This window comes from Saccharopolyspora tripterygii, assembly GCF_054778355.1.
In genome coordinates, this window is record NZ_BAAGZP010000014.1 from 82,867 (window position 1) to 107,748 (window position 24,882).

Below are 24,882 nucleotides of genomic sequence, written 5' to 3' on the forward strand. Positions count from 1 at the left end.
GCCGGAGGTCGTGCAGGGGCTTGCCGAACTACGCATCGCGACGCTCCGGAAGGCCGCGGAGACCACCCGTAAGGACGGTCCATAGTGGATGGTTCCACAGGGCCGAAGGGGGCTGCCTTGCACGTCGGAGCGCATCTTGTCAAGTCCTGCCCACGCTCTGACCTGCGAATACGGATGGCGAGGTGGTCGAAGCCCGGTTGCCTTACGTGGTAAAGTGGGGGTAGCGAAAGGGGCAGAGGACACATGGTTTTCAAGGTCGGAGAGACCGTCGTCTACCCGCACCACGGTGCCGCGCTCATCGAAGCAATCGAGACTCGTGTGATCAAGGGCGAGGAGAAGCAGTACCTCGTCCTCAAGGTCGCGCAGGGCGACCTGACGGTGCGCGTTCCCGCGGACAACGCCGAGATCGTCGGTGTTCGGGACGTCGTCGGGCAAGAGGGTCTGGATCGAGTCTTCGACGTGCTGCGGGCCCCGCACACCGAAGAGCCCACGAACTGGTCTCGTCGGTACAAGGCCAACCTGGAGAAGCTCGCCTCGGGCGATGTGAACAAGGTGGCCGAAGTGGTGCGCGACCTCTGGCGACGCGAGAAGGATCGTGGCCTGTCCGCAGGCGAGAAGCGAATGCTGGCGAAAGCCCGTCAGATCCTGGTCAGCGAGTTGGCGCTGGCGGAGGGAACGGACGAGGGCAAGGCGGAAACGCTGCTGGACGAAGTCCTCGCCGCCGCGGTTTGATCATCGGGAACGGCTAGAGCGTGAGCGTTGTCGCGCTGGTCCCCGCAGCTGGTCGCGGGGTGCGTCTGGGGTTGGGCACTCCCAAGGCGCTGGTTCCGGTGAGAGGTGAGTCGTTACTGCTGCGCGCGGTCCGGGGTCTGCTGGACTCGGGCTGCGTGCAGCACGTCGTGGTGGCGTCGCCATCCGACCAGGTCGAGGTCGTGGCGGCCGAGCTCGCCACGCTGCCGAACGCGCACGTGGTGCCGGGCGGCGCCGAGCGAACCGACTCGGTGCGCCTGGCGCTCAGCGCCGTTGACGAGGTCGCCCCTGATGCGCGGGTCGTGCTGGTGCACGACGCCGCCCGCTGCTTCACCCCGGCGACCGTGATCCGCGATGTCGTGTCCGCTGTGGAGTCCGGAGCGCCCGCCGTGATCCCGGTCCTCCCCGTCTCGGACACGATCAAGAGGGTCGACGAGCCGGGAACGGTCGCGGAGACCGTCGACCGCGCACCGCTGCGAGCGGTGCAAACCCCCCAGGGCTTCAACATCGACGTGCTGCGGCAGGCCTACGCCGTCGCTGGCGACATCGCCACCGACGACGCGGGGCTGGTCGAGCGCCTCGGCGGCAAGGTGCACACCGTCGACGGCCACCCGCACGCCCTGAAGATCACGACCGCTTTCGACCTCGCGGTCGCCGAGGCCGTGCTGGCCGCTGAGGAGAGTTCCCCCGAGTGACTGATCGTCTGCCCTTCGTCGGGCAAGGTGTCGACGTGCATCCGGTCGAGGCCGGGCGCGACTGCTGGATCGCCGGGCTGCAGTGGCCGGGCGTGGACGGGTGCGCGGGCCACTCCGACGGCGACGTCGCCTCGCACGCCTTGTGCGACGCGTTGTTGTCGGCGGCGGGCCTGGGCGATCTGGGCGCGGTGTTCGGAACCGGCGACGACCGGTGGGCCGGCGCGCACGGTGCGGAGCTGCTGGCGGAGGTCCGCACGCGGGTCGATGCCGCCGGGTACGTGATCGGCAACGCCGCGGTGCAGGTCATCGGGAACGCTCCGCGCATCGGCAAGCGTCGCGAGGAGGCGCAGCAGGTGCTGTCGGAAGCCATCGGTGCTCCGGTCTCGGTGTCCGGAACGACGTCCGACGGGCTCGGTCTGACCGGGCGCGGCGAGGGCGTCGCGTCGGTCGCGACCGCTCTGGTTTTCCGCTGAGTAACGAGCAGGTACCCCGGTGTGTCGGGTAGTTGGAGTCGGGGAAAACTCAGGGCGCGCACCCTTCTGATCCGGGGTCTTCGCGCGCGATGCTCGAAGCATGTTGATCGAGCGGAACCGGTGGACGCGTCGGCTGCTCGTCGTGCAGCCGCTGGTGATGTGGCCGGTGTCTGTCGTGCTCTGGTCGCTGGGCGACGAGCTCGACCTGGCGCTGGCGGTCGTGCTGCTGTGGCTGAGCGCCTCGGCGAGCGTCGCGGCCATAGTGCTCCCGATGAAGAACGACCCGCCCCGAACTTTCCACCATCCGGAACTCCCTCTCCGTCGCGGCCAGGCCTAGGCGCCCCAGGTCCCAGTTTTAGTCCAAACCGAGGGCCTTTCGTGCCCGAAATGTCCGCTCAGTTTGGACTAAAACCGGGACCCGGCCGGGTGGTGCTCGGCGAACGGGGGAAATCGCCGTGCGAGGTCGTGAGCTTGGCCGCATGTTCATGTCGGGTTCGCCGAGCCCGCATACCGTGACGGGTGTGACTCTGCGAGCGGTGATCTTCGACTTCTCCGGCACCTTGTTCCGCCTGGAAGAGAACCCGTCCTGGTACGCCGACCTCACCGACGCCGACGGCAGCCCCTTCGACCTCTCCGCGCAGGCCGAGCTGATGCGTCGGATGACCGCCCCCACCGGCCGGATCGCGGAACTCGGCGACGAGTTCATCGAGGCGTGGGAGAACCGCGACCTCGACCCCGAGCTGCACCGCAAGGTCTACATCGAGGTGCTGCGCAGCTCCGGAGTTCCCGTCCCGCAGGCCGAGCGGCTCTACGAGCGGATGATCGACCCGCACCAGTGGACCCCGTACCCGGACGCCGCCGAGGTGCTGCGCCGCCTGCCCGAGCAGGGCATCAAGGTGGGCGTGATCAGCAACATCGCCTTCGACATCCGCCCGGCCTTCGACCGGTTGGAGATCAGCCGGCACGTCGACGAGTTCCTGCTGTCCTACCTCGAAGAAGTGATCAAGCCCGATCCGAAGATCTTCCTCCGCGCCTGCGAGCGCCTCGGCGTCGCGCCGGAGGAGGCCCTGATGGTCGGCGACAGCGAAGAGGCCGACGGCGGTGCGGCGGCCGTGGGCTGCCAGGTCGCGATCGTCGACCCCGTCCCGACGAGCGAACGTCCGACCGGGTTGCTGGACGCTGTGGGCGACCTGGGGGTGGGGAGGTTTTCATGAGAACTTCCCCCGCCTCCACAACCTGAGATCCCGGTTTCCGGTTCACCCTTGACGACAACCGGCCTGTCGTGATTACCGCGGAGGGCTTCCCCGTACCATCGGGGACGTGAGCCTGCACCTACATGACACAGCGACCCGCACGACGCGCGAGTTCCACCCGCGCTGCGACGGAGTGGCGTCGATCTATGTCTGTGGTGCCACCGTGCAGGGAGTTCCGCACGTCGGTCACGTCCGCAGCGGGCTGAACTTCGACGTGCTCCGCCGCTGGCTGCAGCACTCGGGCTACGACGTGCGCCTGGTGCGCAACGTCACCGACATCGACGACAAGATCATCGCCAAGGCCGCGGACGCCGGCCGGCCGTGGTGGGAGTGGGCGGCCACGCACGAGCGCGCCTTCGAGTCCGCCTACGACCGGTTGGGCTGCCTCCCGCCGTCGGTGCTGCCGCGCGCCACCGGGCACGTCACGCAGATGATCGACCTGATCCAGCGCCTGATCGACAAGGGCCACGCCTACGCCTCCGGCGGCGACGTGTACTTCGACGTCGCCTCCTACGGCGACGAGTACGGCCGGCTGTCCGGGCAGCGCCTCGACGAGGTGCAGCAGGGCGAGTCGGTGGCCTCCGGCAAGCGCGACCCGCGCGACTTCACGCTCTGGAAGGGCGCGAAGCCGGGCGAGCCGAGCTGGCCGACGCCGTGGGGCCACGGGCGTCCCGGCTGGCACCTGGAGTGCTCGGCGATGGCGACCTTCTACCTGGGCGGCGAGTTCGACATCCACGGCGGCGGCCTGGACCTGGTGTTCCCGCACCACGAGAACGAGCTGGCGCAGTCCAACGCGGCCGGTGACGGGTTCGCGCAGTACTGGATGCACAACGCGTGGGTCACCATGAGCGGCGAGAAGATGTCGAAGTCGCTCGGCAACGTGCTGTCCATCCCCGCAGTGCTGGAGCGCGCCCGCGCCGTCGAGCTGCGCTACTACCTGGTCACCCCGCACTACCGCTCGACGATCGAGTTCTCCGAGGCGGGCCTGTCCGAGGCGGCGTCGGCGTTCGGCCGGATCGAGAACTTCGTCCGCAAGGTCGCCGACCGCACCGGTTCGGTCGAGCCGGGTGAGGTCTCCGAGGAGTTCGCCAAGGCCCTCGACGACGACCTGGGCACGCCGCAGGCGACGGCCGCCGTGCACGCGGCGGTCCGCGAGGGCAACGCCGCGCTCGACCGCGGTGAGGACGAGGCGGCCCGCGTCGCCGCGTCCTCGGTGCGCGCCATGACCGCCGTGCTCGGTCTCGACCCGCTGTCGCCGCAGTGGGCCGAGGACGGCGGCAACCGCGCGCACGACGCGCTCGGCGAGGCCGTGCAGCTGGTGCTGGAGCAGCGCCAGAAGGCGCGCGCCGAGCGCGACTTCGCCACCGCCGACCTGTTGCGAGACCGGTTGCAGGAGGGCGGGATCGCCGTCGAGGACACCCCCGACGGTCCGACGTGGACATTGAAAGACGGGTAACTCGTGGCCGGCAACGACAAGCGCCGCGGTGGTGTGCGCAAGACCAACAAGAAGGGCATGGTCGTCGGTTCCGGCGGGCAGCGACGCCGCGGTCTGAAGGGCAAGGGCCCGACGCCGAAGGCGGAGGACCGCGTCACGCACCCGGCGAAGCAGCGCGCCGACCAGCGCGCCAAGGCCGACCAGCAGCGCGCCAAGCGCCAGGCGGCCGCCGAGAACGCTCCTGAGCTCGTCGCCGGGCGCAACCCGGTGGTCGAGTGCGTCCGCGCGGGCGTCCCCGCGACCGGCTTGTACGTGGCGCAGGGCATCGACGTCGACGACCGGGTCACCGAGGCGGTTCGCGAGGCCGGGAACCGGGGCATCCCGGTCGTCGACGTCCCGCGCAGCGAGCTCGACCGGCTGACCAACAACGCGATGCACCAGGGCCTGGCCCTGCAGGTGCCGCCGTACGAGTACGCGCACCCCGACGAGGTGCTGACGGCCGCGCAGGACACCGGCCTGCCGCCGCTGATCGTGGCGCTGGACGGGGTGACCGACCCGCGCAACCTGGGCGCGGTGATCCGCTCCGCGGCGGCGTTCGGCGCGCACGGCGTGGTCGTGCCGCAACGGCGCAGCGCGGGCATCACGGCCGTGGCGTGGCGGACCAGCGCGGGTACGGCGGCGAAGCTGCCGGTCGCCAAGGCCGTCAACCTCACGCGCACGCTCAAGGACTACAAGCAGGCCGGGCTGATGGTCATCGGCCTGGACGCCGACTCCGACATCACCTCCGACGAGCTGGAACTGGCGACCGGCCCGCTGGTGGTCGTCGTCGGCTCGGAGGGCCGGGGTCTGTCCCGCCTGGTGCGCGAGACCTGCGACCAGACGGTGTCGATCCCGATGTCCACCGACGTCGAATCGCTCAACGCCTCGGTCGCGGCCGGTGTCGTGCTCTCGGAGGTCGCCCGGCGCCGCCGAATCCGCTGAGCCTCGCGGGGGTCGGCCTTCGTCGCCGACCCCGCGGCACCACCTCGCGCGGGCGGTCCGTCGTGTCGGTCGCAATCCTGCTCTTTTAGGCCGACGGGCACGTCGACTCGGTTAGGCTCCTTCTCCGGTAACCGACCGAGGAGGCGTGGGCCTCCCGCAACCGAGGCCCTTCGATGTCCTTCGCTTCGCCGCTCTTCCTCTGGTACTTCCTGCCGGCCGTGCTCGCGGTCGTGCTGGTGGCACCCCGGAGCGGGCGCAACGTCGTCGTCGCGGTCGCCAGCCTCGTGTTCTACGCCAGCGGCGCGGGCGGTACGACGCTGCTGCTGCTCGCCTGCATCGCGGTGAACTTCCTGGTCGGCCTGCGCCTGGAACCGGGCGCGGAGTGGCCGGGGCAGCGAGAACGCCGGAAGTGGTTGCTGGTCGGCGTGATCGCGTTCGACCTGGCGATCCTGCTGATCTGGAAGTACGCGGGTTTCGCCACCGAGCAGCTGGCGGTGCTGGCGGGCTGGTTCGGCGGTGACTACCCGGTGCTGCAGCTGGCGCTGCCGATCGGGATCTCCTTCTACACGTTCCACCACATCTCCTACGTGGTGGACATCTACCGGGGCGAGCGGCCCGCGCTGCGCGACCCGGTCTCGTTCATCACCTACATCGCGATGTTCCCGCAGCTGGTGGCGGGCCCGATCGTGCGCTACCGGGAGATCGCCGACCAGCTGCCGCAGCGCCGCACGCACCGGCTGGACGACATCGCCGCCGGATTCCCGCGGTTCGCCTGGGGTTTGACGAAGAAGGTCGTCATCGCCGACACGCTGGCGCCGATGGTCGACGCCTGCTTCGCGACTCCCGCCCAGGACATGACGTTCGCGATCGCCTGGCTGGGGGCGATCGGCTACACGATGCAGCTGTACTTCGACTTCTCGGGTTACTCCGACATGGCCATCGGCCTGGGGCGGATGCTGGGGTTCCGGCTGCCGGAGAACTTCGCCCGCCCGTACTCGTCGGTGACGATCACCGAGTTCTGGCGTCGCTGGCACATGTCGCTGTCGCGCTGGTTCCGCGACTACGTCTACATCCCGCTCGGCGGCAACCGGCAGGGCACCGCGAAGACGTACCGGAACCTGACGATCATCTTCGTGCTCACCGGTTTCTGGCACGGCGCGGCGTGGACCTACCTGGTGTGGGGGCTGTTCCACGGTGCGCTGCTGGTGCTGGAGCGCCGTTTCGGCTGGGCGACAGCACCCTCGGACTGGCGCTTCCGGCTGGGTCGGCGGGCGTTGACGATGCTGCTGGTGCTGGTCGGCTGGGTCTTCTTCCGCGCGCCGGACCTGGGCAGCGCCCTGGTGATGCTCGGGCACATGCTGGTTCCGGACCTCTCGGGTCTCTCCGACATCGTCGCGGCCTCGGTGACCCACCAGCGCCTGCTCTTCCTGCTGGTCGCGCTGATCGTGGTGCTGCTGCCCGCGGGCTCGGGCACCGGCCCGTTCCTGGAGGCGGTCCGCACCCGCGAGGCCTACGCGGTGCGCGCTGCGGTCCTCACAGCGGGCCTGGGCTACTCGGGCCTGCTCGTGGCCACCGGCACGTTCAGCCCGTTCCTGTACTACCAGTTCTGATGGGGGTGTGAGCGACGTGAAGACTCCTGAGCTGCCGCCGGTGCACGAGGCGTGGCTGCCGCGGGAGCACCCGCTGCACCGGCCCCGGCACGGCAGGCGTCAGCTGGTGGCGTTGATCTGCGCGCTGGCGTTCTTCAGCGCTCCGCTGAGCAGCTGGATGTTCGGCGCGCGCCCGGAGCAGCTGGAGAACCGGCCGCTGGCCGAATTCCCCAGCGTCGCGGAGGGATTCGGGTTCTTCACCGGGTTGAACGGGTGGGCTACCGATCACCTGCCGTTCCGCAAGGCCGCGGTGCAAGCGGTCAGCGGCATCAGCAGGGGGGTGTTCGGCGAGCCGGCTCCGCTGGCCGGCGGTTCGCACAGCTCGCCGGTGGGCGCCGGTCAGGTGGACGCGAAACCGCCGATAGACGAGAGCGTGTTCCCGCCGGTCATCGAGGGCCGGGACGGGTGGCTGTACCTGGGCCACGACGTGTCATACCGGTGCGTCCCGTCCCGCTCGATCAACGAGGTCGTCGCGGGGCTGAAGGCCTGGCGGAAGGCGGTCGAGGCGTCGGGGCGGAAGTTCCAGCTGGTCATCGCGCCTGACAAGTCCACGGTGTACCCCGAGCACCTGCCGGAGAACTACCCGGGAGAGGACTGCTCGACCGCCGCGCGGGAGGAGTTCTGGCGGAAGGTCCCGAAGGCGACCGGTGCGATCGATCTGCGCGCTCCGCTGCGGCAGGCCGCCGAGCGCAACGGGCACCCGATCTACCACGACATCGACACGCACTGGACCCACGAGGGCGGCGCGACGATGGTGTACCAGCTCGCTGAGCGGCTCTCACCGGGGATCAGCGGCACGTGGAAGATGACGCCGTCGCGGCAGTACCCGCACAGCGCCGACATCCCGGACCTGCTCGGTCAGGACCGCACGGTGCCGATCCAGGCCTACGCGCTGGCGCCGGACGGGGGAGCGGACAACACGCAGTTCAAGCCCAGCGACTTCCACCAGCCGCTGCACCTGAAGTCCTCGCCCAAGCCCGGGATGATCACGAAGCCGGTGCGCATGGTCGGGGACTCGTTCTCCCAGTTCGCCAGCCCGTACCTGGCCGCGACGCACACCGACATCGCCATCACGCACCCGGACAACGTCGCGACGAATCCCGAAGCCGCGGCGGCCTTCCTGGCGGAAGGCGAGGTCGTCACCTTCGAGCTCTCCGAGCGCTTCGTAGCAGGAGGCAGATACCTACTCCTGGACCCGGCAGCCGCAGCGGAAGTCGGCAAGATCCTCGCCGCCCACCCCGTGAGGTGAGGGCAGGGGGCAGTTTTGGTCCGAACTGACCGGACGAAACGGTCGTTGATCATGGACGGTTCGGACCAAAACTGCCCGCGGGCAACCCGCTCCCAGAACCGCGCGTCACCGCTCGGGTGATGAGCGGGGGAGCGGGGCCGAGGTCCTGGCCGCCACGTGGTGGGGGCGCGGGGACTTGGCCGCGAACGGTGCGACGAGGGCGTTCTCCACGCTGTTGAACACGATGAAGATGTTCGACCGCGGGTAGGGCGTGATGTTGTTGCCCGAACCGTGCATGGAGTTGGAGTCGAACCACAGCGCCGACCCGGCCTGGCCGGTGAACTGCTCGATCCCGTGCTCGTAGGCCAGCTTGGTGATGTCGTCCTCGGCGGGGACACCGACCCTCTGCTGCTTGAGCGAGGACTTGTAGTTCCCCTCCGGGGTTTCACCCACGCAGGACACGAAGGTGCGATGCGCGCCCGGCATGAGCATCAGACCGCCGTTGAACGGGTAGTTGTCGGTCAGCGCGATCGAGATGCTGACGGCGCGCATCGCCGGCATGCCGTCCTCGGCGTGCCACGTCTCGAAGTCCGAGTGCCAGTAGAAACCGGTGCCGCGGTAGCCGGGCATGAAGTTGATCCGGCTCTGGTGCACGTAGACGTCCGACCCCAGGATCTGCCGTGCGCGGTCCAGGACGCGCGGTTGCCGGGCGAGCGTTCCGATCATCTCGCTGATCTCGTGGACTTCGAAGATGGAGCGGACTTCGTTCGACGAGCGCTCGATGATGGTGCGCTCGTCCGCTCGCACTTCCTCGTCGTGGGTGAGCCGCTCCAGTTCCTGCCAGTAGGACTGCACTTCAGCGGGGGACAGCAGTCCCTCGACGACGTGGAAGCCCTCGGCATCGTGAGCGGCCAGTTCTTCGCGGCTTGCCGGACCGGCCGAAACCCCGGGCCAGACGGTCGGATCGGTCCGATCGAGCTGCGCCGGATCGGAGCCCCGGGTCGGGTAGCGGTCCGTGGTGCTCAGATCAGCGACGGTCATGGGCTGCGCCTCCTTATCGAATTCCCGCCGGAGCGGTTCGATGCCGCTTTCGCATCGCCCGCCTTTCTCGGTTCCTCGGCAAGAAGCGGCGCACATGGTGCGCACGTTCCCCCAAGTCAACGTGTGGGAACCCCCGGTGGCGACACAAAGCAACGCGGCGGGTCCCCGGTCTCCGGGTACCCGCCGCGTCAGCAGCCTAAAAGCGTCAGCTCGCGACGTCGTCCTCGACGATGAGCGGGTAGACGCCGTTCTCGTCGTGCACCTCGCGACCGGTGACCGGCGGGTTGAACACGCACACGGTCTTCATGGTCGTCTTCGGGCGGACCTGGTGCTTGTCGGCGTCGTTGAGGACGTAGATCGAACCAGGCTTGAGCTGGTGGACCTCGCCGGTCGCCTTGTTCTCGACCTCGCCCTCACCTTCGGTGATGAAGACGGCCTCGATGTGGTTGGCGTACCAGAAGTCGTTCACCGTGCCGGCGTAGAGCGTGGTCTCGTGCACCGAGAAGCCCAGCTTGTCCTTGGCCAGGATGATGCGCTTGCTGCGCCAGTTCTCCGTCTTGATGTCGGCGTCGGTGTCATCGATCTCCGAGAGGTGCCGGACGATCACGTGTGCCTCCTGTAAATCTCTTCAATGGTGCTCTGCGCGGGCACGCGCCCACTCGCAGCTTGCCGCACGACTACCGGGGACGGGAGAGGTGAGAACGCCTCGACGACGATTTTCACCCTCCCGACCCCGCGGGTTCTGCGGCGAATCAGGCCAGAACGGACCTAACGGAGTCGCGGATGATCTCCAGGCCCTTCTCCAGCTCCTCGTCGGAGATGGTCAGCGGCGGCATGATCTTGATGACCTCGCTGGACGGGCCGGAGGTCTCCAGCAGCAGCTTGCGGTCGAAGGCGGCCTTGGAGACCTTGCCCGCGACGTCGGGGTCCTCGAAGCCGAGACCGCGAGCCAGACCGCGGCCCTTGGCGACCGCGCCCTCGTGCTGGGCGGCGGTCTCCTCGAGGACCTGGCCGACGCGCTCGCCCTTGGCGATGGTCGACTTCTCCAGCGAGTCGTCGGCCCAGTAGAGGCGGAACGCCTCGGCGGCGGTCACGAACGCCGGGTTGTTGCCGCGGAAGGTGCCGTTGTGCTCGCCCGGCTCCCACACGTCGTGCTCCGGCTTGATGAGCGTCAGGGCCAGCGGCATGCCGTAGCCGCCGATGGACTTCGACAGGCAGACGATGTCGGGCTGGATGCCGGCCTCCTCGAAGGAGAAGAACGGTCCGGTCCGGCCGCAGCCCATCTGCACGTCGTCGACGATCATCAGGATGCCGTGCTTCTGGCACAGGTCGTAGAGGCCGCGCAGCCACTCGGGACGGGACGAGTTGATGCCGCCCTCGCCCTGCAGCGTTTCGACGATGACCGCGGCCGGCTCGTTGAGGCCCGAACCGCTGTCCTCCAGCATGCGCTCGAAGTACAGGAAGTCGGGGACCTGGCCGTCGAAGTAGTCGTCGTAGGGCATCGGCGTGGCGTGCACCAGCGGGATGCCCGCGCCACCGCGCTTCATCGAGTTACCGGTGACCGACAGCGAGCCCAGCGTCATGCCGTGGAAGGCGTTGGTGAAGCTGATGATCGACTCGCGGCCGGTGATCTTGCGGGCCAGCTTCAGCGCCGACTCGACCGAGTTGGTGCCCGTCGGGCCGGGGAACTGGACCTTGTAGTTGAGGCCGCGCCGCTGGAGCACGTTGGTGTTGAACGACTCCAGGAACTCGGCCTTGGCCTTGGTGGCCTGGTCGAGACCGTGGGTCACGCCGTCACGGGCGATGTAGTCGAGCAGCTTCTGCTTCAGGGCCGGGTTGTTGTGCCCGTAGTTGAGGGCACCGGCACCGGCGAAGAAGTCGAGGTAGGGGGTGCCGTCCTCGCCGTAGAGGTAGCTACCGACCGCGCGGTCGAACGTGGCAGGCCACGTTCTGCTGTAGCTGCGGACTTCCGATTCGAGGGTGGCGAAGATGTCGTTCACGGATCCTCCGTTCGGCCGACGGCGCGCGGGCGCCCGGCGCTTCAGGGTCGGCTAAGACTTGGGTGGCTGGTTCAGGCGGCGTCGAACGGCCCGATGCGGTACAGGTCTTCCCCCAGGTGCGAGTCGGGGAACAGATCAGCGGTGAACAACTCGCTGCTCTTGATCTCTGTTGCACGGTCGCGCGCCAGTGCGCTGAAGAGCTTGATCGACGCGGTGTTGTCTGGTGTGATCGTGGTCTCCAGGAACCGCGCCCCGCGTCCCACGACGCGGTCCACCAGGTGGTTCAGCAGCTTTCCTGCCACGCCACCCCCGCGCTGGGAGGCATCGACGGCGACCTGCCACACCACGAGGGTGTCCGGGGCGTCGGGCCGGAGGAATCCGGTCACGAAGCCCACGACCGCACCGTCGACACGCGCCACCGCGGAGGTCTGCGAGAAGTCTCGGCACCACAACAGGTATGCGTAGGACGAGTTCACATCGAGCACTGCCGAATCGCGAGTGATCCGGTAGAGCTCTGGGCCGTCCGCGACGACCGGAGTGTCGATCTCCAACCGTCCGGCTGAACCGCTTCCGCCATTTCGATCTTCGTGCTTATGGCTCGGTTTATCGCCGGTCATGTTTTGCCAACTTAACAGAACATCCGTTACGCGTCAGGTTCTCGCGCCTTTCTTCCGGCATCTACCAGGAGAGACGCAATTTTACACGTGAGAAGCACTACACAAACGTTGATCCTCCGTCTGAGCCGGTGCTAGTCCCCGGTCGGCGAGATTCGCCGTACAATTTCCAGCATACCCTGACCTGCGGAAACGCAGAATTCGGGACTGAGTCGCCAACACGCGGCAGGAAATCTTCCGGGCTCGTGAATACGCGGTGGGAAAAGACGGCGGGCGCACCCACCGGGGCTGGCACGCCCCGGGCGAGTGCGCCCGCTCGGTGTGGGCCCCGTGCCTGCGTGCAGGGCCCGTGGGGGTGGTCGATCAGACGCCGGCCAGCGACGAGATCCAGTCGCGGTACTCGGTCACGTTGACGTAGGCGGTCGAGGACTGGCGGTCGCTCGTCGACGCCACACCGACCTGCTTGTCACCTGCGAACATCGGGCCGCCGGAGTCGCCGCCGGCCGGGATGCCGTCGCCGCGCGAGGCGCAGACGGCCTGGCCGCCGCGGTAGTCCGTGCAGTCGCCGTTGACGCCGGTCACGTTGACGTCGGCGACCTTGAGGATCGGCGCCTGGCACTCGATCTCGGGCTTGTCGGTGCAGGTCGCACCCCAGCCGAAGGTCTGGACCGTGTCACCGGGGTTGACCGTGCCGGGGTCGCCCAGCGGCGCGTAGTCGGTCTGCACCGCGTGGTCGATCTTGACCAGCGCGATGTCGGCGGTGTCGTGGATGTGCACCTCGCCGGGGATGGCGTTGGCGTGCTCACCCTTGGTCTGGTCGACGTCACCGATGTTGAAGCTCAGGCCGTTGCCGTCGGCCGCGTCGGCGACGCAGTGCTGAGCGGTGAGGATCCACTCGGCGGAGATGATCGAAGCGGTGCAGGTCTCCTGGTCGTCGACGAACAGCCGGGCCGCCCAAGGTGCGCTGTCCACCTCGCGGCCATCGATGATGTACGGCTGGACGTCCTGCGGGGTGGGGTCTGCCTGAGCGGGGACCGCCAGCAGGCCGCCGGCGATCACGGCACCGGCGAGTCCGGCGAGGTTGCGGACGAGCGACACGTTGGTCTCCTTCGGTTCGCGGATTGGCGAGGACCGAAATCGACCTTCACTCGACCGAGTGAAGCTGTCCATTGCTTGAGCACAAGTTGCCAATCACTGGGAAATGCGAGAGGAACGAACGGCCGTGGCAATTCCACGTATTTCCCAACGGAATTCGGCTTCGCCCGTGCGAGGTTCCAGCGAGGTCTGCGCTCGCGGAGATCGTTGGTTCAGGCGGTGTTCCGCCGGATCTCGCGGTATTCCTTGATCACCACGACGATGATCGCGATGTCCAGCGCGGTCAGCACCGGCAGCAGCAGCGAGTGCGTCTGCACGCCGCGGACCAGCTCGAAGAGCACGAACAGCCCCAGCGCGGTGATCGCCGCCGGGTACCAGCGGACGGCCTTCCGCAGCAGCGCGACGACCAGGACGAGCTTGATCAGCCCGTGCACCAGCAGGTAGGCGATCACGAAGGCGCGGGCGCCGCCGACGAGGTGCTGCACCGACTCCTCGAAGTGACCGGCCAGCGGTCCGGTCGGCGGGCCGAGCGGGTCCCTGGTCACGACTCCGTGTGCGATCCAGGTCAGCGCCCGCGGCGGGATGAAGATCAGCAGGACGCCGCCCGCGAGCTGGCTCACGGCATCCAGCCCCTTGAGCCACACGGCCACGCGGAAAAGCTTGTCGGTGAGGGTCAGCTCGCCGCCCATCACCCCATGATGCGCCGTCGGCCTGCGGTGGGTGGGAGTTGCGCGGTCAGAGTTGCCGGGTCATGAAGACGCTGTTGGGGTCCTTGCGGTATTCGGCGAAGGGGTCGCAGTAGTCGAAGCCGTGTTTGAGGTAGAGCTTGCGCGCCGGTTCGAAGAAGTCCGCGGAGCCGGTTTCCAGGCTGAGCCGGGTATATCCCATGAGTTTCGATTCGCTGATGATGTGATCCAGCAATCGTGACGCGATTCCGCGATTCTTGTGGCAGGGATCCGTGCGCATTGATTTGATCTCGGCGTGTTCGAGATCGATCTCTTTGATCGCTCCGCAGCCCAGCACGGTGTCGTCCTCGCGCGCCGACCAGAACGTAACCCCAGGTCGGCGTAGGGAGTTGAGCTCCAGGGCGTGCGTGCTCCCGGGAGGCGAGATGGCCCGCATCTCGCTGAGATGGCCGTTCAGGAAAGCCTCGATCTCCGGACCTGTCAGATCGTCAACGACAATGCGCACCAGCAAACCCCACCAGAATTCACGATCGACATCGGCCGGAACGGTATAGCGGGAGCACGGCCGATGTCCAGCTGCCCGCGTCGAAGTGATCTTCGGCGCGTTGAAAACCGACTCGTAGTCGCAGTGCAGAGGCCGACCGTTACATTTTCCCTGGTCCCGGGACCAAATTTCACCCCGATGGCTGTGGCGGAGCGGACACGGCCATGTCCGGTCGGTTAAAAGGCCTGGCCAGGTACGCTTGGAGCCGCTGAGGGGACTCGAACCCCTGACCATCCGCTTACAAGGCGGGCGCTCTACCAACTGAGCTACAGCGGCAACGCGCGAACGGTGCGCGCGCGAACATCGTAAGCGCCGCTGCGGCCGGGTCGGGAGGCGGCCGCGCTTGCGTCGACGACCAGTGATGGAAGCCACAGATGTCGAGTGCAACGGTCCGCTCATGACAGGCGATGCCCGAGGGGAAGATCAGTCACGGCGGCGCTCCGCTCGCGGGGCGCGGCAGGAAGGAAAGACCGCGGTGGGAATCACGCAGCGCGCGCGTGGTGTGCTGCGGCGGCGCGACCCCGAGCAGACGATCGTCCCGGGCTCTCGCAACGTCGTCTTCGGGCCCTCGCTGCCCGACGAGTCAACCGTTCACCTCGTCCTGGACCTCGGGCTGCGCATCGGTGAGGTGCAGATGGCCAGCGGTGCGGGCGCATCCGACGTCACCGCGACCATCATCGGCGTGGTCAGCGCCTACGGTCTGCCGCACTGCGAGGTCGACGTGATCTACACGTCGATCACCGTCTCCTGCTACCGCGGTACCGAGCAGCCGCCGATCACCTCGCTGCGCGTGGTCCGCAACCGCTCCATCGACTACACGCGGCTCGCCGACGTCGAGAAGCTGCTGCGGCGGATCACCAACGGCGAGATCAGCGCCAACGACGCCTACGCGGAGCTGGACCGGATCACCACGGCGACGCACCCGTTCCCGCGCTGGGTCGCGACCCTGGCGTGGGCCGGGATGGCCGCCTCGCTGGCCGTCCTGCTGGGCGGTGCCCAGGACCCGTTCCTGCCGCTGGTCGCCGCGGGCATCACGGCGCTGGTCGACCGCATCGGCCGGTTGCTCAACAGACGAGCGCTGCCGTTCTTCTTCCAGCAGGCGGTCGGCGGTGCGATCGCCACCAGCCTCGCGCTCGGCGCGTTCGCGGTGGGGATCCTGCACAACCCCTCGCTGGCGATCGCCGCGAGCATCATCGTCCTGCTGTCCGGGATGACCGTCGTCGGTTCCATGCAGGACGCCATCACCGGGTACAACGTGACGGCGGCGGGCCGGATGGCCGAACTGGCGATGATGACCGCCGGTCTGATCGCAGGCGTCGTCCTGTCCCTCTACATCGGACTGCGAATAGGGGGCGACACCGTCGCGGGGCTGGACCCGCAGTCGCTGGGACGCGCGCAGGTGACGGCGACGGAGACGTTGCGGCTGCCGGTGCAGATCCTCGCCGGTGCCTCCACCTCGGCGTGCTTCGCCCTGGCCAGCTACGCGCCGCCGCGACCGCTGCTGATCGCCGGTGTGGGCGGTGGCGTGGCGGCGGGTGTGCACGCGACGCTGATCAACCCGCTCCTCCTGGACGTCAACCCGGTCCTGGCCGGGGCCGTCGCCACCATGGTCGTCGGTCTCGTGGGCGGCATCGTGGCCCGCAGGTTCGAGATCCCCGTGCTGGTCGTCGCCGTGTCCGCGGTGTCCCCGCTGCTGCCGGGACTGGCGACCTACCGCGGGCTGTTCGAGCTGTCGGTGCTGCGCAGCCCGTCCGGCGTCGCGACGCTGATGCTCGCGGTGGCCACCGGTCTCGCGCTCGGCGCCGGCGTGGTGCTCGGCGAGTACCTGGCGCAGCCGGTGCGCAGCAGGCTCGGCAGGCTCGAACGGCGGATCTCCGGACCCCGGCTGTCCGGTCCGCTGCGCCCGAGCAGGCGGCGGCTGGACTGACCGCCGACTTGCCGCGTGACGCAACGGAAACGAGGTTAAGGGCCCATCCGGACCGAAACACGCGGGAGTGTTTGGTCCACACGAAGCACGCGGTGCGGGGCTGGGTTAAGTAGCCTCGCAATTACAGGTGGATGCACGGCGGGAGGGTTTCCGGTGAGCAAGGGCGACGAGCCCAGTAGCAGTTCCGGCCGGGCCGACTTCGTCGTGGTCGCCAACCGGCTCCCCGTCGACCTGGAGAAGCTGGAGGACGGCACCGAGCGCTGGAAGCACAGCCCGGGCGGGCTGGTCACGGCTCTCGAACCCTTCCTGCGGGCCAGGCGCGGAGCCTGGGTCGGCTGGCCGGGCGTCGCCGACGTCGACGTGGAGCCCTTCGACGACGACGAGATGCAGCTGTACCCGGTCAGGTTGTCGTCGGACGAGTTCGCCTCGTACTACGAGGGATTCTCCAACGCCACCCTGTGGCCGCTCTACCACGACGTGGTCGTTCCGCCGGTGTTCGACCGCTCCTGGTGGCACGCGTACCAGCGGGTGAACCGCCGCTTCGCCGAGGCCGCTGCCGAGGTCAGCGCCGAAGGCGCCACCGTGTGGGTGCAGGACTACCAGCTGCAGCTGGTGCCCGCGATGCTGCGCGAGCTGCGGCCCGACCTGCGCATCGGCTTCTTCCTGCACATCCCGTTCCCGCCGGTCGAGCTGTTCATGCAGCTGCCGTGGCGGACCGAGATCGTGCGCGGCCTGCTCGGCGCCGACCTCGTGGGCTTCCACCGGCCCGGTGGTGCGCAGAACTTCCTCTGGCTCGCCCGCAGGCTCGCCGGCTTCGAACCCAGCCGCGGTCAGGTGGGCGTGCGCAACCGGCCGGGCGTGGTGCAGGTCGGCGACCGGACCGTGCGGGTCGGCGCGTTCCCGATCTCCATCGCCTCCACCGAGCTGGACAAGCTCGCGCGCAGCAAGGACGTCCAGCAGCGGGTCAAGAAGCTGCGCGCCGACCTGGGCAACCCGCGCAAGATCATGCTCGGCGTCGACCGGCTGGACTACACCAAGGGCATCGACGTGCGGCTGCACGCGATGCACGAGCTGCTCGCCGAGGGCCACGTCAAGGCCGAGGACGTGACGATGATCCAGGTCGCCACGCCGAGCAGGGAGCGGGTCGAGCACTACAAGCAGATGCGCGAGGACATCGAGCGCGAGGTGGGTCGGATCAACGGCCTGTTCGGCCGCGTCGGTCACCCTGCCGTGCATTACTTGCACACTTCAGTGGACAAGAAGGACCTCGTCGCCCTCTACGCCGCCGCCGACGTCATGGTCGTGACACCGGTGCGCGATGGGATGAACTTGGTCTGCAAGGAATACGTCGCCTGCCGCTACGACCTGGGTGGCGCGCTGGTGCTCAGCGAGTTCGCAGGCGCGGCCGCCGAGCTCACGAGTGCGTTCTTGGTGAATCCCCATAACCTGGACGGGGTGAAGGACGCGCTGCTCGCCGCCCTGGAGATCGACGAGGCGGAGGGTCGCCGTAGGATGCGCGCTCTGCGCAGGCAAGTGCTCACGCACGACGTCGACCGCTGGGCGCGGTCGTTCCTCGAAGCGTTGGGCGCCCCCTCCGCGGAGTAGCTGACGGTAACCGGCCCGGAACACGGATCGCACGACGTCGGCGATACTGAGCAGAACCGGTCGCCAGCAGATGCTTATCGCCTCAGGCGTTCCGGATCGATCCATCCAGACCTGACCTGCCCCAAGGAGTATGGCGTTGACCGCCGAAGCCCTGCCTGCGGAGCTGCGCCGCGTGATCGTGCAGCTCGCGCGGACGCCTCGACTTCTGGTCGCTTGCGACTACGACGGCACGCTCGCGCCGATCGTGGCCGATCCGAGCCAGGCCAAACCGCTGCCCGAATCGGTGCACGCGCTGCGGTCGCTCGCCGCGCTGCCCGCCACCACCACGGCGGTGATCTCCGGCCGCGCGCTGCGCGACCTGGCCACCCTGTCCCGGCTGCCCGCCGAGGTCCACCTCGTCGGCAGCCACGGCTCGGAGTTCGACGTCGGGTTCGTCCACGGCCTCGAACCGGAGGCCACCCAGCTGCGCACCGAGCTGCAGGTCGCGGTCCAGGACATCGTCCGCAGCCGGACCGGCGTGACCTTGGAGGCCAAACCGGCCAGCGTCGCGGTGCACGTCCGGCGCGCCGAGCAGGACGTGGCTGACGACGTCCTCGACGCCGTGCGCCGCGGCCCCGCCCAGTGGGACGGCGTGCAGGTCACCGAGGGCAAGGCCGTCATCGAACTGGCCGTGGTGCAGACCGACAAGGGCAACGCGTTGGACGCGCTGCGCCACCAGGTCGGCGCCACCGCCGCGATCTTCCTCGGCGACGACGTCACCGACGAGAAGGCCTTCGCCCGGCTCCAAGGCCCTGACCTGGGAATCAAGGTCGGCGACGGCGAGTCGCTGGCCGCGCACCGGATCAGCAGCACCACCGACGTCGCCACCGTGCTGGCCTTCCTCATGGAGGAGCGGCGCACCTGGCTCTACGGCGAGCAGGCACCGCCCATCGAGCGGCTGACCATGCTGTCCAACGAGCGCAACGTCGCGCTGCTGACCCCGGACGCCCGGGTGACCTGGATGTGCCACCCCGGCCCCGACTCGGCGGCGGTGTTCGCCGACCTGCTCGGCGGGCCCGGCGCTGGTGTCTTCAGCATCCGCCCGCACGCCGTCGGCAACGGCGGGCAGCGCAGCCCGCTGCCGCTGGGCCAGCGCTACGTGCCGAACACCATGACCGTGGAAACCCGCTGGTCGCGGCTGCTCGTCACCGATTACCTGGCGCACGGCACCGACAGCCACCGCACCGACCTGGTGCGGGTGATCAGCGGCGCCACCACGGTCTCGGTGGAGTTCGCGCCGCGGCCGGAGTTCGGTCAGGTGCCGGTGCGCATCAGCCCCGAGCGCGACGGCCTGCGCGTCCACGGCACCTCGGACCCGATCGTCCTGTACTCGCCGGGCGTGGACTGGGAGATCACCTCCGACGGCATGCACCAGTCGGCGAAGGCCGTCATCGAACTGCGCGAAGGTGAACCGGTCGTGCTGGAGATGCGCGGCGGCACCGAGGACCTCACGCCGACCGACGAGCCGAGCCGCCGGGCCGAGGCCGAGGCCTACTGGTCGGAGTGGATGAAGACGCTGTCGCTGCCGGAGGTCGAGCACGACCTGGTGGCGCGCTCGGCGCTGACGCTGCGCGGCCTGGTGCACTCCGACACCGGCGCGATCATGGCCGCCGCGACCACGTCGCTGCCCGAGGAGATCGGCGGGGTCCGCAACTGGGATTACCGCTACTGCTGGCTGCGGGACGGCGCGATGACCGCGCAGGCACTGGTCACGCTCGGTTCCAACGCCGAGGCCGAGGGCTTCCTGGACTGGCTGCACCGGGTGCTGGAATCCGTTCCCGGGCCGGAGCGGTTGCACCCGCTGTACTCGCTGCAGGGCACCGGTCTCGGGCCCGAGGCCGTCATCGACAGCCTGCCCGGCTACGCCGGATCGCGACCGGTGCGCGTCGGCAACCTCGCCGACCAGCAGGTCCAGCTGGACGTGTTCGGTCCGGTCGTGGAGCTCATCGCGCACCTGGCGCAGGCCACCGGGAAGGTCCGGGACAACGACTGGCAGCTGGTCACGGCGATGGCCGACGCGGTCGGCAAGCGCTGGTTCGAACCCGACCACGGCATCTGGGAGGAGCGCGACGCGCCCCGTCACCACGTCTACTCCAAGGTGATGTGCTGGGTGACGCTGGACCGCGCGATCAAGATCGCCGAGGCCTACGGCCGCACGGTCGAGGACGGCTGGGTGTCGCTGCGCGACCAGATCGCCGAGGACGTGGTGAAGAACGGCTGGCACCCGGACGTGCAGGCGTTCACGACCGCCTACGAGGGCTCCGACCTCGACGCGGCCTCGCTCTACGTCGGGCTGTCCGGGCTGATCGACCCGTCCGACGAGCGGTTCCGCGCCACGGTCACGGCCATCGAGGCGGAGCTGCGCAGCGGTTCCACGGTCTACCGCTACCGGCGGGACGACGGCCTTCCGGGCGACGAGGGCGGTTTCCACCTCTGCGCGGCGTGGCTGATCGAGTCCTACCTGCTCACCGGTCGTCGCACCGAGGCCGAGGAGCTGTTCCAGCAGATCGTGGACACCGCGGGCCCGACGGGTCTGCTGTCCGAGGAGTACGACCCGATCGCCGAGCGCTCCCTGGGCAACCACCCGCAGGCCTACTCCCACCTGGGCCTGATCCGCTGCGCGCAGCTGCTGTCGGCCTGACCCGCACCGGACGACGGGCCGCTCACCTCGGGGTGGGCGGCCCGTTCGTGTCGCGTGCTTGGTCACGTTTTCGACTTTTGCGCTTGTCTCCGGTGGTCGGCATATAGCCTCACCGCGGAATCGTGCGGAAGGGGCGTACCGGAATGATCGTGCTGCTGGTCGTCTTGGTGGTGCTGCTGGTCGTGGTCGCGGCCGTCGCCGTGGTGCTCGGGGTGCGAGCGCGCAAGGCGGCCCGGCAGGGGGAGCCCGGGGCGGGAGCGCCGCAGGACCCCTTCGGGACCGGTGACCAGGACTCGCTTCGGGGGGATCCTCGTGCGCTGAAAGCCGGGGACATCGTGGAGATCCGCTCGACCACCTACACGGTGCGCGGCAGCCTCCGCCTCGACGAGGGCGGGTGGAGCTGGTCGGAGCACCTGCTCGACGACTCCCAGGGCACCCAGGTGTGGCTCGCTGTGGAAGAGGACCCGGACCTGATCCTGACCCTGTGGCGGCCGGTGACCGGCGCGGGAGCCCCGGGGGAGAAGTCGGTCGAGTTCGACGGCCGCACCTACCGCTCCGGCGAGTCGGGTTCCGCGACGTTCCGCAGCGAGGCCACGACGGGCCTCGACGCCGAGGGAACCGTTCGCTACCACGACTACGAGTCCTCCGACGGTGCGCTGCTGGGCTTCGAGTCCTACGGCGGGGCCGCGTGGGAGGCCACCGCGGGCGAGAAGCTCGGCCGCTACGACGTGCTCATCTACCCGACGGCGGACTGAACTCATGAAACCCAGGTACTGGTTCGTCATCGCGGCGCTGGCCGCCGTGCTCGCCCTGATCGTCGGGCTCGTGATGATCTTCTCCACCGGCTCCGGCCCGCGGGGGTACGTCGCGCACCACTACACGCGGGCCGCGCAGCTCGACATCCCCGGCGACGACGACAACGAGGCGTACACGAGCCCGAAGTTGCCGAGCGTCGTGGCCGCCGAGATCACCAGGAAGTGGCGCCCGCAGTCGCAGTCGGCCGACTCCTCGGGCGTGTACCTGCGCTACTCCGGTGATGCCGTGATCATCCAGCCCCACCAGCGCGGATCGGTGATCCACCTGATGGACGCCGACCGCGCCTACCGCCGCTACCACAGCCACGTCGGGCACGTGTGGGGTTGGACGTCCACGCACGGTGAGAGCTTCCGAGGCCGCGGGCCGGGGGCCGGGAAATGAAGAAGTGGCTGCTCATCGGGCTCGGGGTCCTGACGCTCGTCGGCGCGCTGCTGGTCACGACCCTGTTCGGCGGGTCGACGCAGACCACCTTCACCTCCGACGAGACGACCTACTACAGCCAAAGCACCCGCTACACCGGTCTGGAGTCCGAGAGCTTCAGCCAGGACGAGTCGCAGCAGCTCAGCCGGCAGATGGCGGACCTGGAGAAGCTGCACGGCGTCTGCTTCGGCTGGAAGCTCACCGACGGCGCGACCAGGCGCTCCGCCCAAGGATCCAGCCGGGGCCCGAACGTTCCCGCGGAATCCTGCCCGCGCTGGGTCGCGACGCAGGTCTTCGTGGTCAACGCTGCTGACGACGACGATCTCGACGCGGCCGACATCGAGGTGCGGGCGTCCCCGGGGTTCGGCTCGCTGCCGGAGGTGGACGACTACGTGGGGCTCGGAATCTCGGCCGACGCGCTGGTCGAGACCACGGTGGCGTTCACCGGCCAGGCAGCTCGCGCGACCCCGCTGCTGCTGGTGGAGAGCGGAGCGCTGCCGCCGCCGCGAGTCCCGGATTCGACCGGGACGCCGTCGGCGCCGCTCCCGGAGGCCGACGGCTCCGGTTCGAGCTGGGTGGCGTGGGCGTGGCTCATCGGGCTCGGGGCGGTGGCGCTGCTGGCCGTGCTGCTGGGACTCGGGGCCTCGGCCAAGCAGAAGAAGCAAGTCCCACCTCCTCCCGGACCGCCGCAGGGCCCGCCACCGCAACCCGGCCCGCCGCAGGGTTTTCCGCAGCAGAGCTACCAGCCGCAGGCGCCGCCGGGTTACCCGCCGCAGGCGCCGGCGGGTTATCCGCAGCAGGGTCCGCCGCCGGGCTACCCGCCGCCAGGACCACCGCCCGGGTACGGGCCACCAGGGCCGTACCGGCCACAACCTCCGGGGCCGCCGCCGGCGGGACCCCGGCGCTGACGCACCACGACACGGGAAGGGCACACCACCTTGCTCAACGAACTGCTCGCCGGCCTGTTCGCCGCGGTCGCCTACGGGGTGATCGGCGTGGCGATGATGGCGCTCGGCTACCTGCTCGTCGACCTCGCCACGCCCGGCAAGCTGCGCGACCTGATCTGGGTCAACCGCAACCCGAACGCCGCGCTGCTGCTGGTGTCCGGGCTCACCGGTGTCGGCATCATCCTCACGACCGCGATCGTGGCCAGCGCCGACGACCTGCTGCTCGGGTTGGTCGGCACCGTCGCCTACGGACTGCTCGGCCTGATCCTGATGAGCCTGTCGTTCCTGCTCATCGATGCCATCACGCCCGGCAAGCTCGGTGACGAGCTGTCCTCGCCCGACATGCACCCGGCGACCTGGGTGTCGGCGACCGCGCACGTGGTGCTCGCGGTGCTGATGGCCGCCGCGATCTATTGACGGCCACCGAAGCCCCCGCGACCCCGGAGGAGACCGCGGCACCGCGGGGGCGCACCGCGCGGTTCGCGGTGCTGGTGGCGGTCTTCGTCTGCGCGGCGTGCGGACTGGTCTACGAGCTGGCCCTGGTCGCGCTCGGCAGCTACCTGATCGGCGACACCATCGGGCAGGCCTCGATCGTCCTGTCGCTGATGGTGTTCGCGATGGGCGTCGGCGCGCTGGCCGCCAAGCCGCTGCAACCCTGGGCGGCTGCCGCGTTCGCCGGGATCGAGCTGCTGCTGGCGCTGCTCGGCGGCCTCAGCGTCCTCGTGCTCTACGCGGCGTTCGCGTGGCTGAGCCTGTACCTGCCCGCGCTGATCGCGACCGCGCTGGTGCTGGGGCTGCTGATCGGCGCCGAGATCCCGCTGCTGATGGTCCTGCTGCAGCGGATCCGTCAGCAGGACGCGGGTTCCGCGGTGGCCGACCTGTTCGCCGCCGACTACGTCGGTGGGCTCGTCGGCGGCCTGGCCTTCCCGTTCCTGCTGCTGCCGCTGTTCGGGCAGGTCCAGGGCGCGCTGCTGGTGGGGATGCTCAACGCCGCCGCCGGGCTGGGCCTGGTGCTCACGGTGTTCCGGCGTGAGCTGAGCAAGCGCGCCCGGCTGCTGCTGATCGGAGCGTCAGCGCTGGTCGGCGCGCTGCTGGTGGGGGCGTACGCGTTCGCCGACGACTTCGAGGTCACCGCGCGGCAGGCGCTCTACGCCGATCCCGTGGTGCACGCCGAGCGCTCGCCGTACCAGGACGTGGTGCTCACCGAGTCGCCGTCGCTGAGCGGGACGCCGGACACGCGCATGTACCTCAACGGCGACCTGCAGTTCAGCTCGATCGACGAGTACCGCTACCACGAGGCGATGGTCCACCCGGCGATGAGCGGTCCGCGCGAGCGGGTTCTGGTGCTCGGCGGCGGAGACGGCTTGGGGCTGCGGGAGATCCTGCGCTACCAGGACGTCCGGGACGTCACGCTGGTCGACCTCGACCCGGCGGTGCTGCAGCTGGCCCGCACGGATCCGCGGGTGACCTCGTTGAACCACGACGCCTTCGAGGACCCTCGGGTGCGCGCGGTCCCCGGTGACGCCTTCACCTGGTTGCGGGAGAACCGCGAGCGCTTCGACGTGGTGATCGTCGACATGCCCGACGCGGACTCCACGGCCACGGCCAAGCTGTACTCGGCGGAGTTCTACGGCCTGGTCGAGCAGGCCATGTCCGACGGTGCCCGCGCGGTGGTCCAGTCGGGTTCGCCGTACTTCGCGCCGAAGGCCTACTGGTGCATCGAGGCCACGCTGCGCTCGGTGGGCCTGCGCACCACGCCCTACGAGGTGTCGGTCCCGGCCTTCGGCGAATGGGGTTTCCACCTGGTCACCGCAGGCGCGGAACCGCCGGAACCGCGCTTGCCGCAGGACGTCCCACCGCTGCGTTCGCTCAACGCCGAGACCCTCCAGGCCGCTCGGGTCTTCCCGCCGGACCGGGACCGGTTGCCGGGCCTCACGCCGTCGACGCTGATGCACCCGACGATCCTCGACTACGCGCAGGGCGAGTGGTCCAACTACTGAGCGTTTCGGGCCCGGATGTGAAAATTGCCGTTCACCGGGGTGA

The 24,882-nt window shown here is 69.2% G+C and carries 24 protein-coding genes and 1 tRNA gene; 17 read left to right on the forward strand and 8 right to left on the reverse strand.

Annotation, left to right across the window (positions count from 1 at the left end):
• The first annotated feature begins 243 nt into the window (after positions 1-243).
• The 9 genes from ACYVF3_RS11425 to ACYVF3_RS11465 all read left to right on the forward strand — a co-directional run bounded on the left by ACYVF3_RS11425 (position 244) and on the right by ACYVF3_RS11465 (position 8,485).
• Complete coding sequence (locus ACYVF3_RS11425) at positions 244-732, forward strand: CarD family transcriptional regulator (protein ID WP_132623361.1); 489 nt, start codon at positions 244-246, stop codon at positions 730-732.
• Positions 733-752: 20 nt separating this feature from the next.
• Positions 753-1,445, forward strand: coding sequence for a 2-C-methyl-D-erythritol 4-phosphate cytidylyltransferase (ispD, locus tag ACYVF3_RS11430; protein WP_461154193.1), 693 nt, complete (start codon positions 753-755; stop codon positions 1,443-1,445).
• On the forward strand, positions 1,442-1,918 hold the full coding sequence (ispF, locus tag ACYVF3_RS11435) for a 2-C-methyl-D-erythritol 2,4-cyclodiphosphate synthase (protein WP_461154194.1): 477 nt from the start codon (positions 1,442-1,444) through the stop codon (positions 1,916-1,918). Before ispD ends, ispF begins: the two co-directional genes overlap by 4 nt.
• Before the next feature lie 100 nt (positions 1,919-2,018).
• Entirely contained in the window at positions 2,019-2,255 is a 237-nt protein-coding gene (locus ACYVF3_RS11440; RefSeq protein WP_461154195.1) for a hypothetical protein, read from the forward strand.
• Positions 2,256-2,439: 184 nt separating this feature from the next.
• Positions 2,440-3,132: an HAD family hydrolase gene (locus tag ACYVF3_RS11445; protein WP_461154196.1), complete on the forward strand. Its 693-nt coding sequence runs from the start codon at positions 2,440-2,442 to the stop codon at positions 3,130-3,132.
• Between the two features lie 106 nt (positions 3,133-3,238).
• The gene (gene cysS / locus ACYVF3_RS11450) at positions 3,239-4,627 is read left to right on the forward strand and encodes a cysteine--tRNA ligase (RefSeq protein WP_461154197.1); all 1,389 of its coding nucleotides are present in this window, start codon (positions 3,239-3,241) and stop codon (positions 4,625-4,627) included.
• A 3-nt stretch (positions 4,628-4,630) separates the two neighbouring features.
• Entirely contained in the window at positions 4,631-5,587 is a 957-nt protein-coding gene (gene rlmB / locus ACYVF3_RS11455; RefSeq protein ID WP_461154198.1) for a 23S rRNA (guanosine(2251)-2'-O)-methyltransferase RlmB, read from the forward strand.
• Between the two features lie 173 nt (positions 5,588-5,760).
• Positions 5,761-7,197 carry an MBOAT family O-acyltransferase gene (locus tag ACYVF3_RS11460; protein ID WP_461154199.1) on the forward strand — a complete coding sequence of 479 codons (1,437 nt, stop codon included), beginning with the start codon at positions 5,761-5,763 and terminating at the stop codon, positions 7,195-7,197.
• Positions 7,198-7,213: 16 nt separating this feature from the next.
• Positions 7,214-8,485: an alginate O-acetyltransferase AlgX-related protein gene (locus tag ACYVF3_RS11465; RefSeq protein WP_461154200.1), complete on the forward strand. Its 1,272-nt coding sequence runs from the start codon at positions 7,214-7,216 to the stop codon at positions 8,483-8,485.
• A 105-nt stretch (positions 8,486-8,590) separates the two neighbouring features.
• On the opposite strand, the gene thpD is transcribed toward ACYVF3_RS11465, so the two are convergent.
• The 8 genes from thpD to ACYVF3_RS11505 all read right to left on the reverse strand — a co-directional run bounded on the left by thpD (position 8,591) and on the right by ACYVF3_RS11505 (position 14,720).
• The gene (gene thpD, locus ACYVF3_RS11470; RefSeq protein ID WP_461154201.1) at positions 8,591-9,505 is read right to left on the reverse strand and encodes an ectoine hydroxylase; all 915 of its coding nucleotides are present in this window, start codon (positions 9,503-9,505) and stop codon (positions 8,591-8,593) included.
• A 205-nt stretch (positions 9,506-9,710) separates the two neighbouring features.
• On the reverse strand, positions 9,711-10,112 hold the full coding sequence (locus ACYVF3_RS11475; RefSeq protein ID WP_145744826.1) for an ectoine synthase: 402 nt from the start codon (positions 10,110-10,112) through the stop codon (positions 9,711-9,713).
• Positions 10,113-10,257: 145 nt separating this feature from the next.
• Positions 10,258-11,505 (reverse strand): diaminobutyrate--2-oxoglutarate transaminase, encoded by a 1,248-nt coding sequence (gene ectB, locus ACYVF3_RS11480; RefSeq protein WP_461154202.1) that lies wholly within the window; start codon positions 11,503-11,505, stop codon positions 10,258-10,260.
• A 71-nt stretch (positions 11,506-11,576) separates the two neighbouring features.
• Positions 11,577-12,056 carry a diaminobutyrate acetyltransferase gene (gene ectA / locus ACYVF3_RS11485; RefSeq protein ID WP_461154203.1) on the reverse strand — a complete coding sequence of 160 codons (480 nt, stop codon included), beginning with the start codon at positions 12,054-12,056 and terminating at the stop codon, positions 11,577-11,579.
• Between the two features lie 426 nt (positions 12,057-12,482).
• Complete coding sequence (locus ACYVF3_RS11490) at positions 12,483-13,217, reverse strand: S1 family peptidase (RefSeq protein ID WP_461154204.1); 735 nt, start codon at positions 13,215-13,217, stop codon at positions 12,483-12,485.
• Positions 13,218-13,426: 209 nt separating this feature from the next.
• On the reverse strand, positions 13,427-13,903 hold the full coding sequence (locus ACYVF3_RS11495; RefSeq protein ID WP_461154205.1) for a DUF2127 domain-containing protein: 477 nt from the start codon (positions 13,901-13,903) through the stop codon (positions 13,427-13,429).
• Positions 13,904-13,949: 46 nt separating this feature from the next.
• Positions 13,950-14,405, reverse strand: coding sequence for a GNAT family N-acetyltransferase (locus tag ACYVF3_RS11500; RefSeq protein WP_461154206.1), 456 nt, complete (start codon positions 14,403-14,405; stop codon positions 13,950-13,952).
• A gap of 239 nt (positions 14,406-14,644) precedes the next feature.
• Positions 14,645-14,720, reverse strand: a tRNA-Thr gene (locus ACYVF3_RS11505).
• A 199-nt stretch (positions 14,721-14,919) separates the two neighbouring features.
• On the opposite strand from ACYVF3_RS11505, the gene ACYVF3_RS11510 reads away from it, so the two are divergent.
• The 8 genes from ACYVF3_RS11510 (at position 14,920) to ACYVF3_RS11545 (ending at position 24,839) form a co-directional block, all read left to right on the forward strand.
• Positions 14,920-16,371: a threonine/serine exporter family protein gene (locus ACYVF3_RS11510; protein WP_461154207.1), complete on the forward strand. Its 1,452-nt coding sequence runs from the start codon at positions 14,920-14,922 to the stop codon at positions 16,369-16,371.
• Positions 16,372-16,524: 153 nt separating this feature from the next.
• A complete protein-coding gene (locus tag ACYVF3_RS11515; RefSeq protein WP_461154208.1) occupies positions 16,525-17,976 on the forward strand; it encodes an alpha,alpha-trehalose-phosphate synthase (UDP-forming) in 1,452 nt (483 codons plus the stop codon).
• A gap of 130 nt (positions 17,977-18,106) precedes the next feature.
• On the forward strand, positions 18,107-20,656 hold the full coding sequence (gene otsB / locus ACYVF3_RS11520) for a trehalose-phosphatase (RefSeq protein ID WP_461154209.1): 2,550 nt from the start codon (positions 18,107-18,109) through the stop codon (positions 20,654-20,656).
• A gap of 122 nt (positions 20,657-20,778) precedes the next feature.
• Positions 20,779-21,411 carry a DUF4178 domain-containing protein gene (locus tag ACYVF3_RS11525; protein ID WP_461154210.1) on the forward strand — a complete coding sequence of 211 codons (633 nt, stop codon included), beginning with the start codon at positions 20,779-20,781 and terminating at the stop codon, positions 21,409-21,411.
• Between the two features lie 4 nt (positions 21,412-21,415).
• Positions 21,416-21,853, forward strand: a complete 438-nt coding sequence (locus ACYVF3_RS11530) for a DUF4247 domain-containing protein (protein ID WP_461154211.1) — start codon at positions 21,416-21,418, stop codon at positions 21,851-21,853.
• Positions 21,850-22,800 (forward strand): hypothetical protein, encoded by a 951-nt coding sequence (locus tag ACYVF3_RS11535; RefSeq protein ID WP_461154212.1) that lies wholly within the window; start codon positions 21,850-21,852, stop codon positions 22,798-22,800. The genes ACYVF3_RS11530 and ACYVF3_RS11535 overlap by 4 nt, the downstream gene beginning before the upstream one ends.
• 30 nt (positions 22,801-22,830) lie before the next feature.
• Positions 22,831-23,256, forward strand: a complete 426-nt coding sequence (locus tag ACYVF3_RS11540) for a DUF350 domain-containing protein (RefSeq protein ID WP_461154213.1) — start codon at positions 22,831-22,833, stop codon at positions 23,254-23,256.
• Positions 23,253-24,839 carry a polyamine aminopropyltransferase gene (locus ACYVF3_RS11545; protein ID WP_461154214.1) on the forward strand — a complete coding sequence of 529 codons (1,587 nt, stop codon included), beginning with the start codon at positions 23,253-23,255 and terminating at the stop codon, positions 24,837-24,839. The genes ACYVF3_RS11540 and ACYVF3_RS11545 overlap by 4 nt, the downstream gene beginning before the upstream one ends.
• The last annotated feature ends 43 nt before the right edge of the window (positions 24,840-24,882 follow it).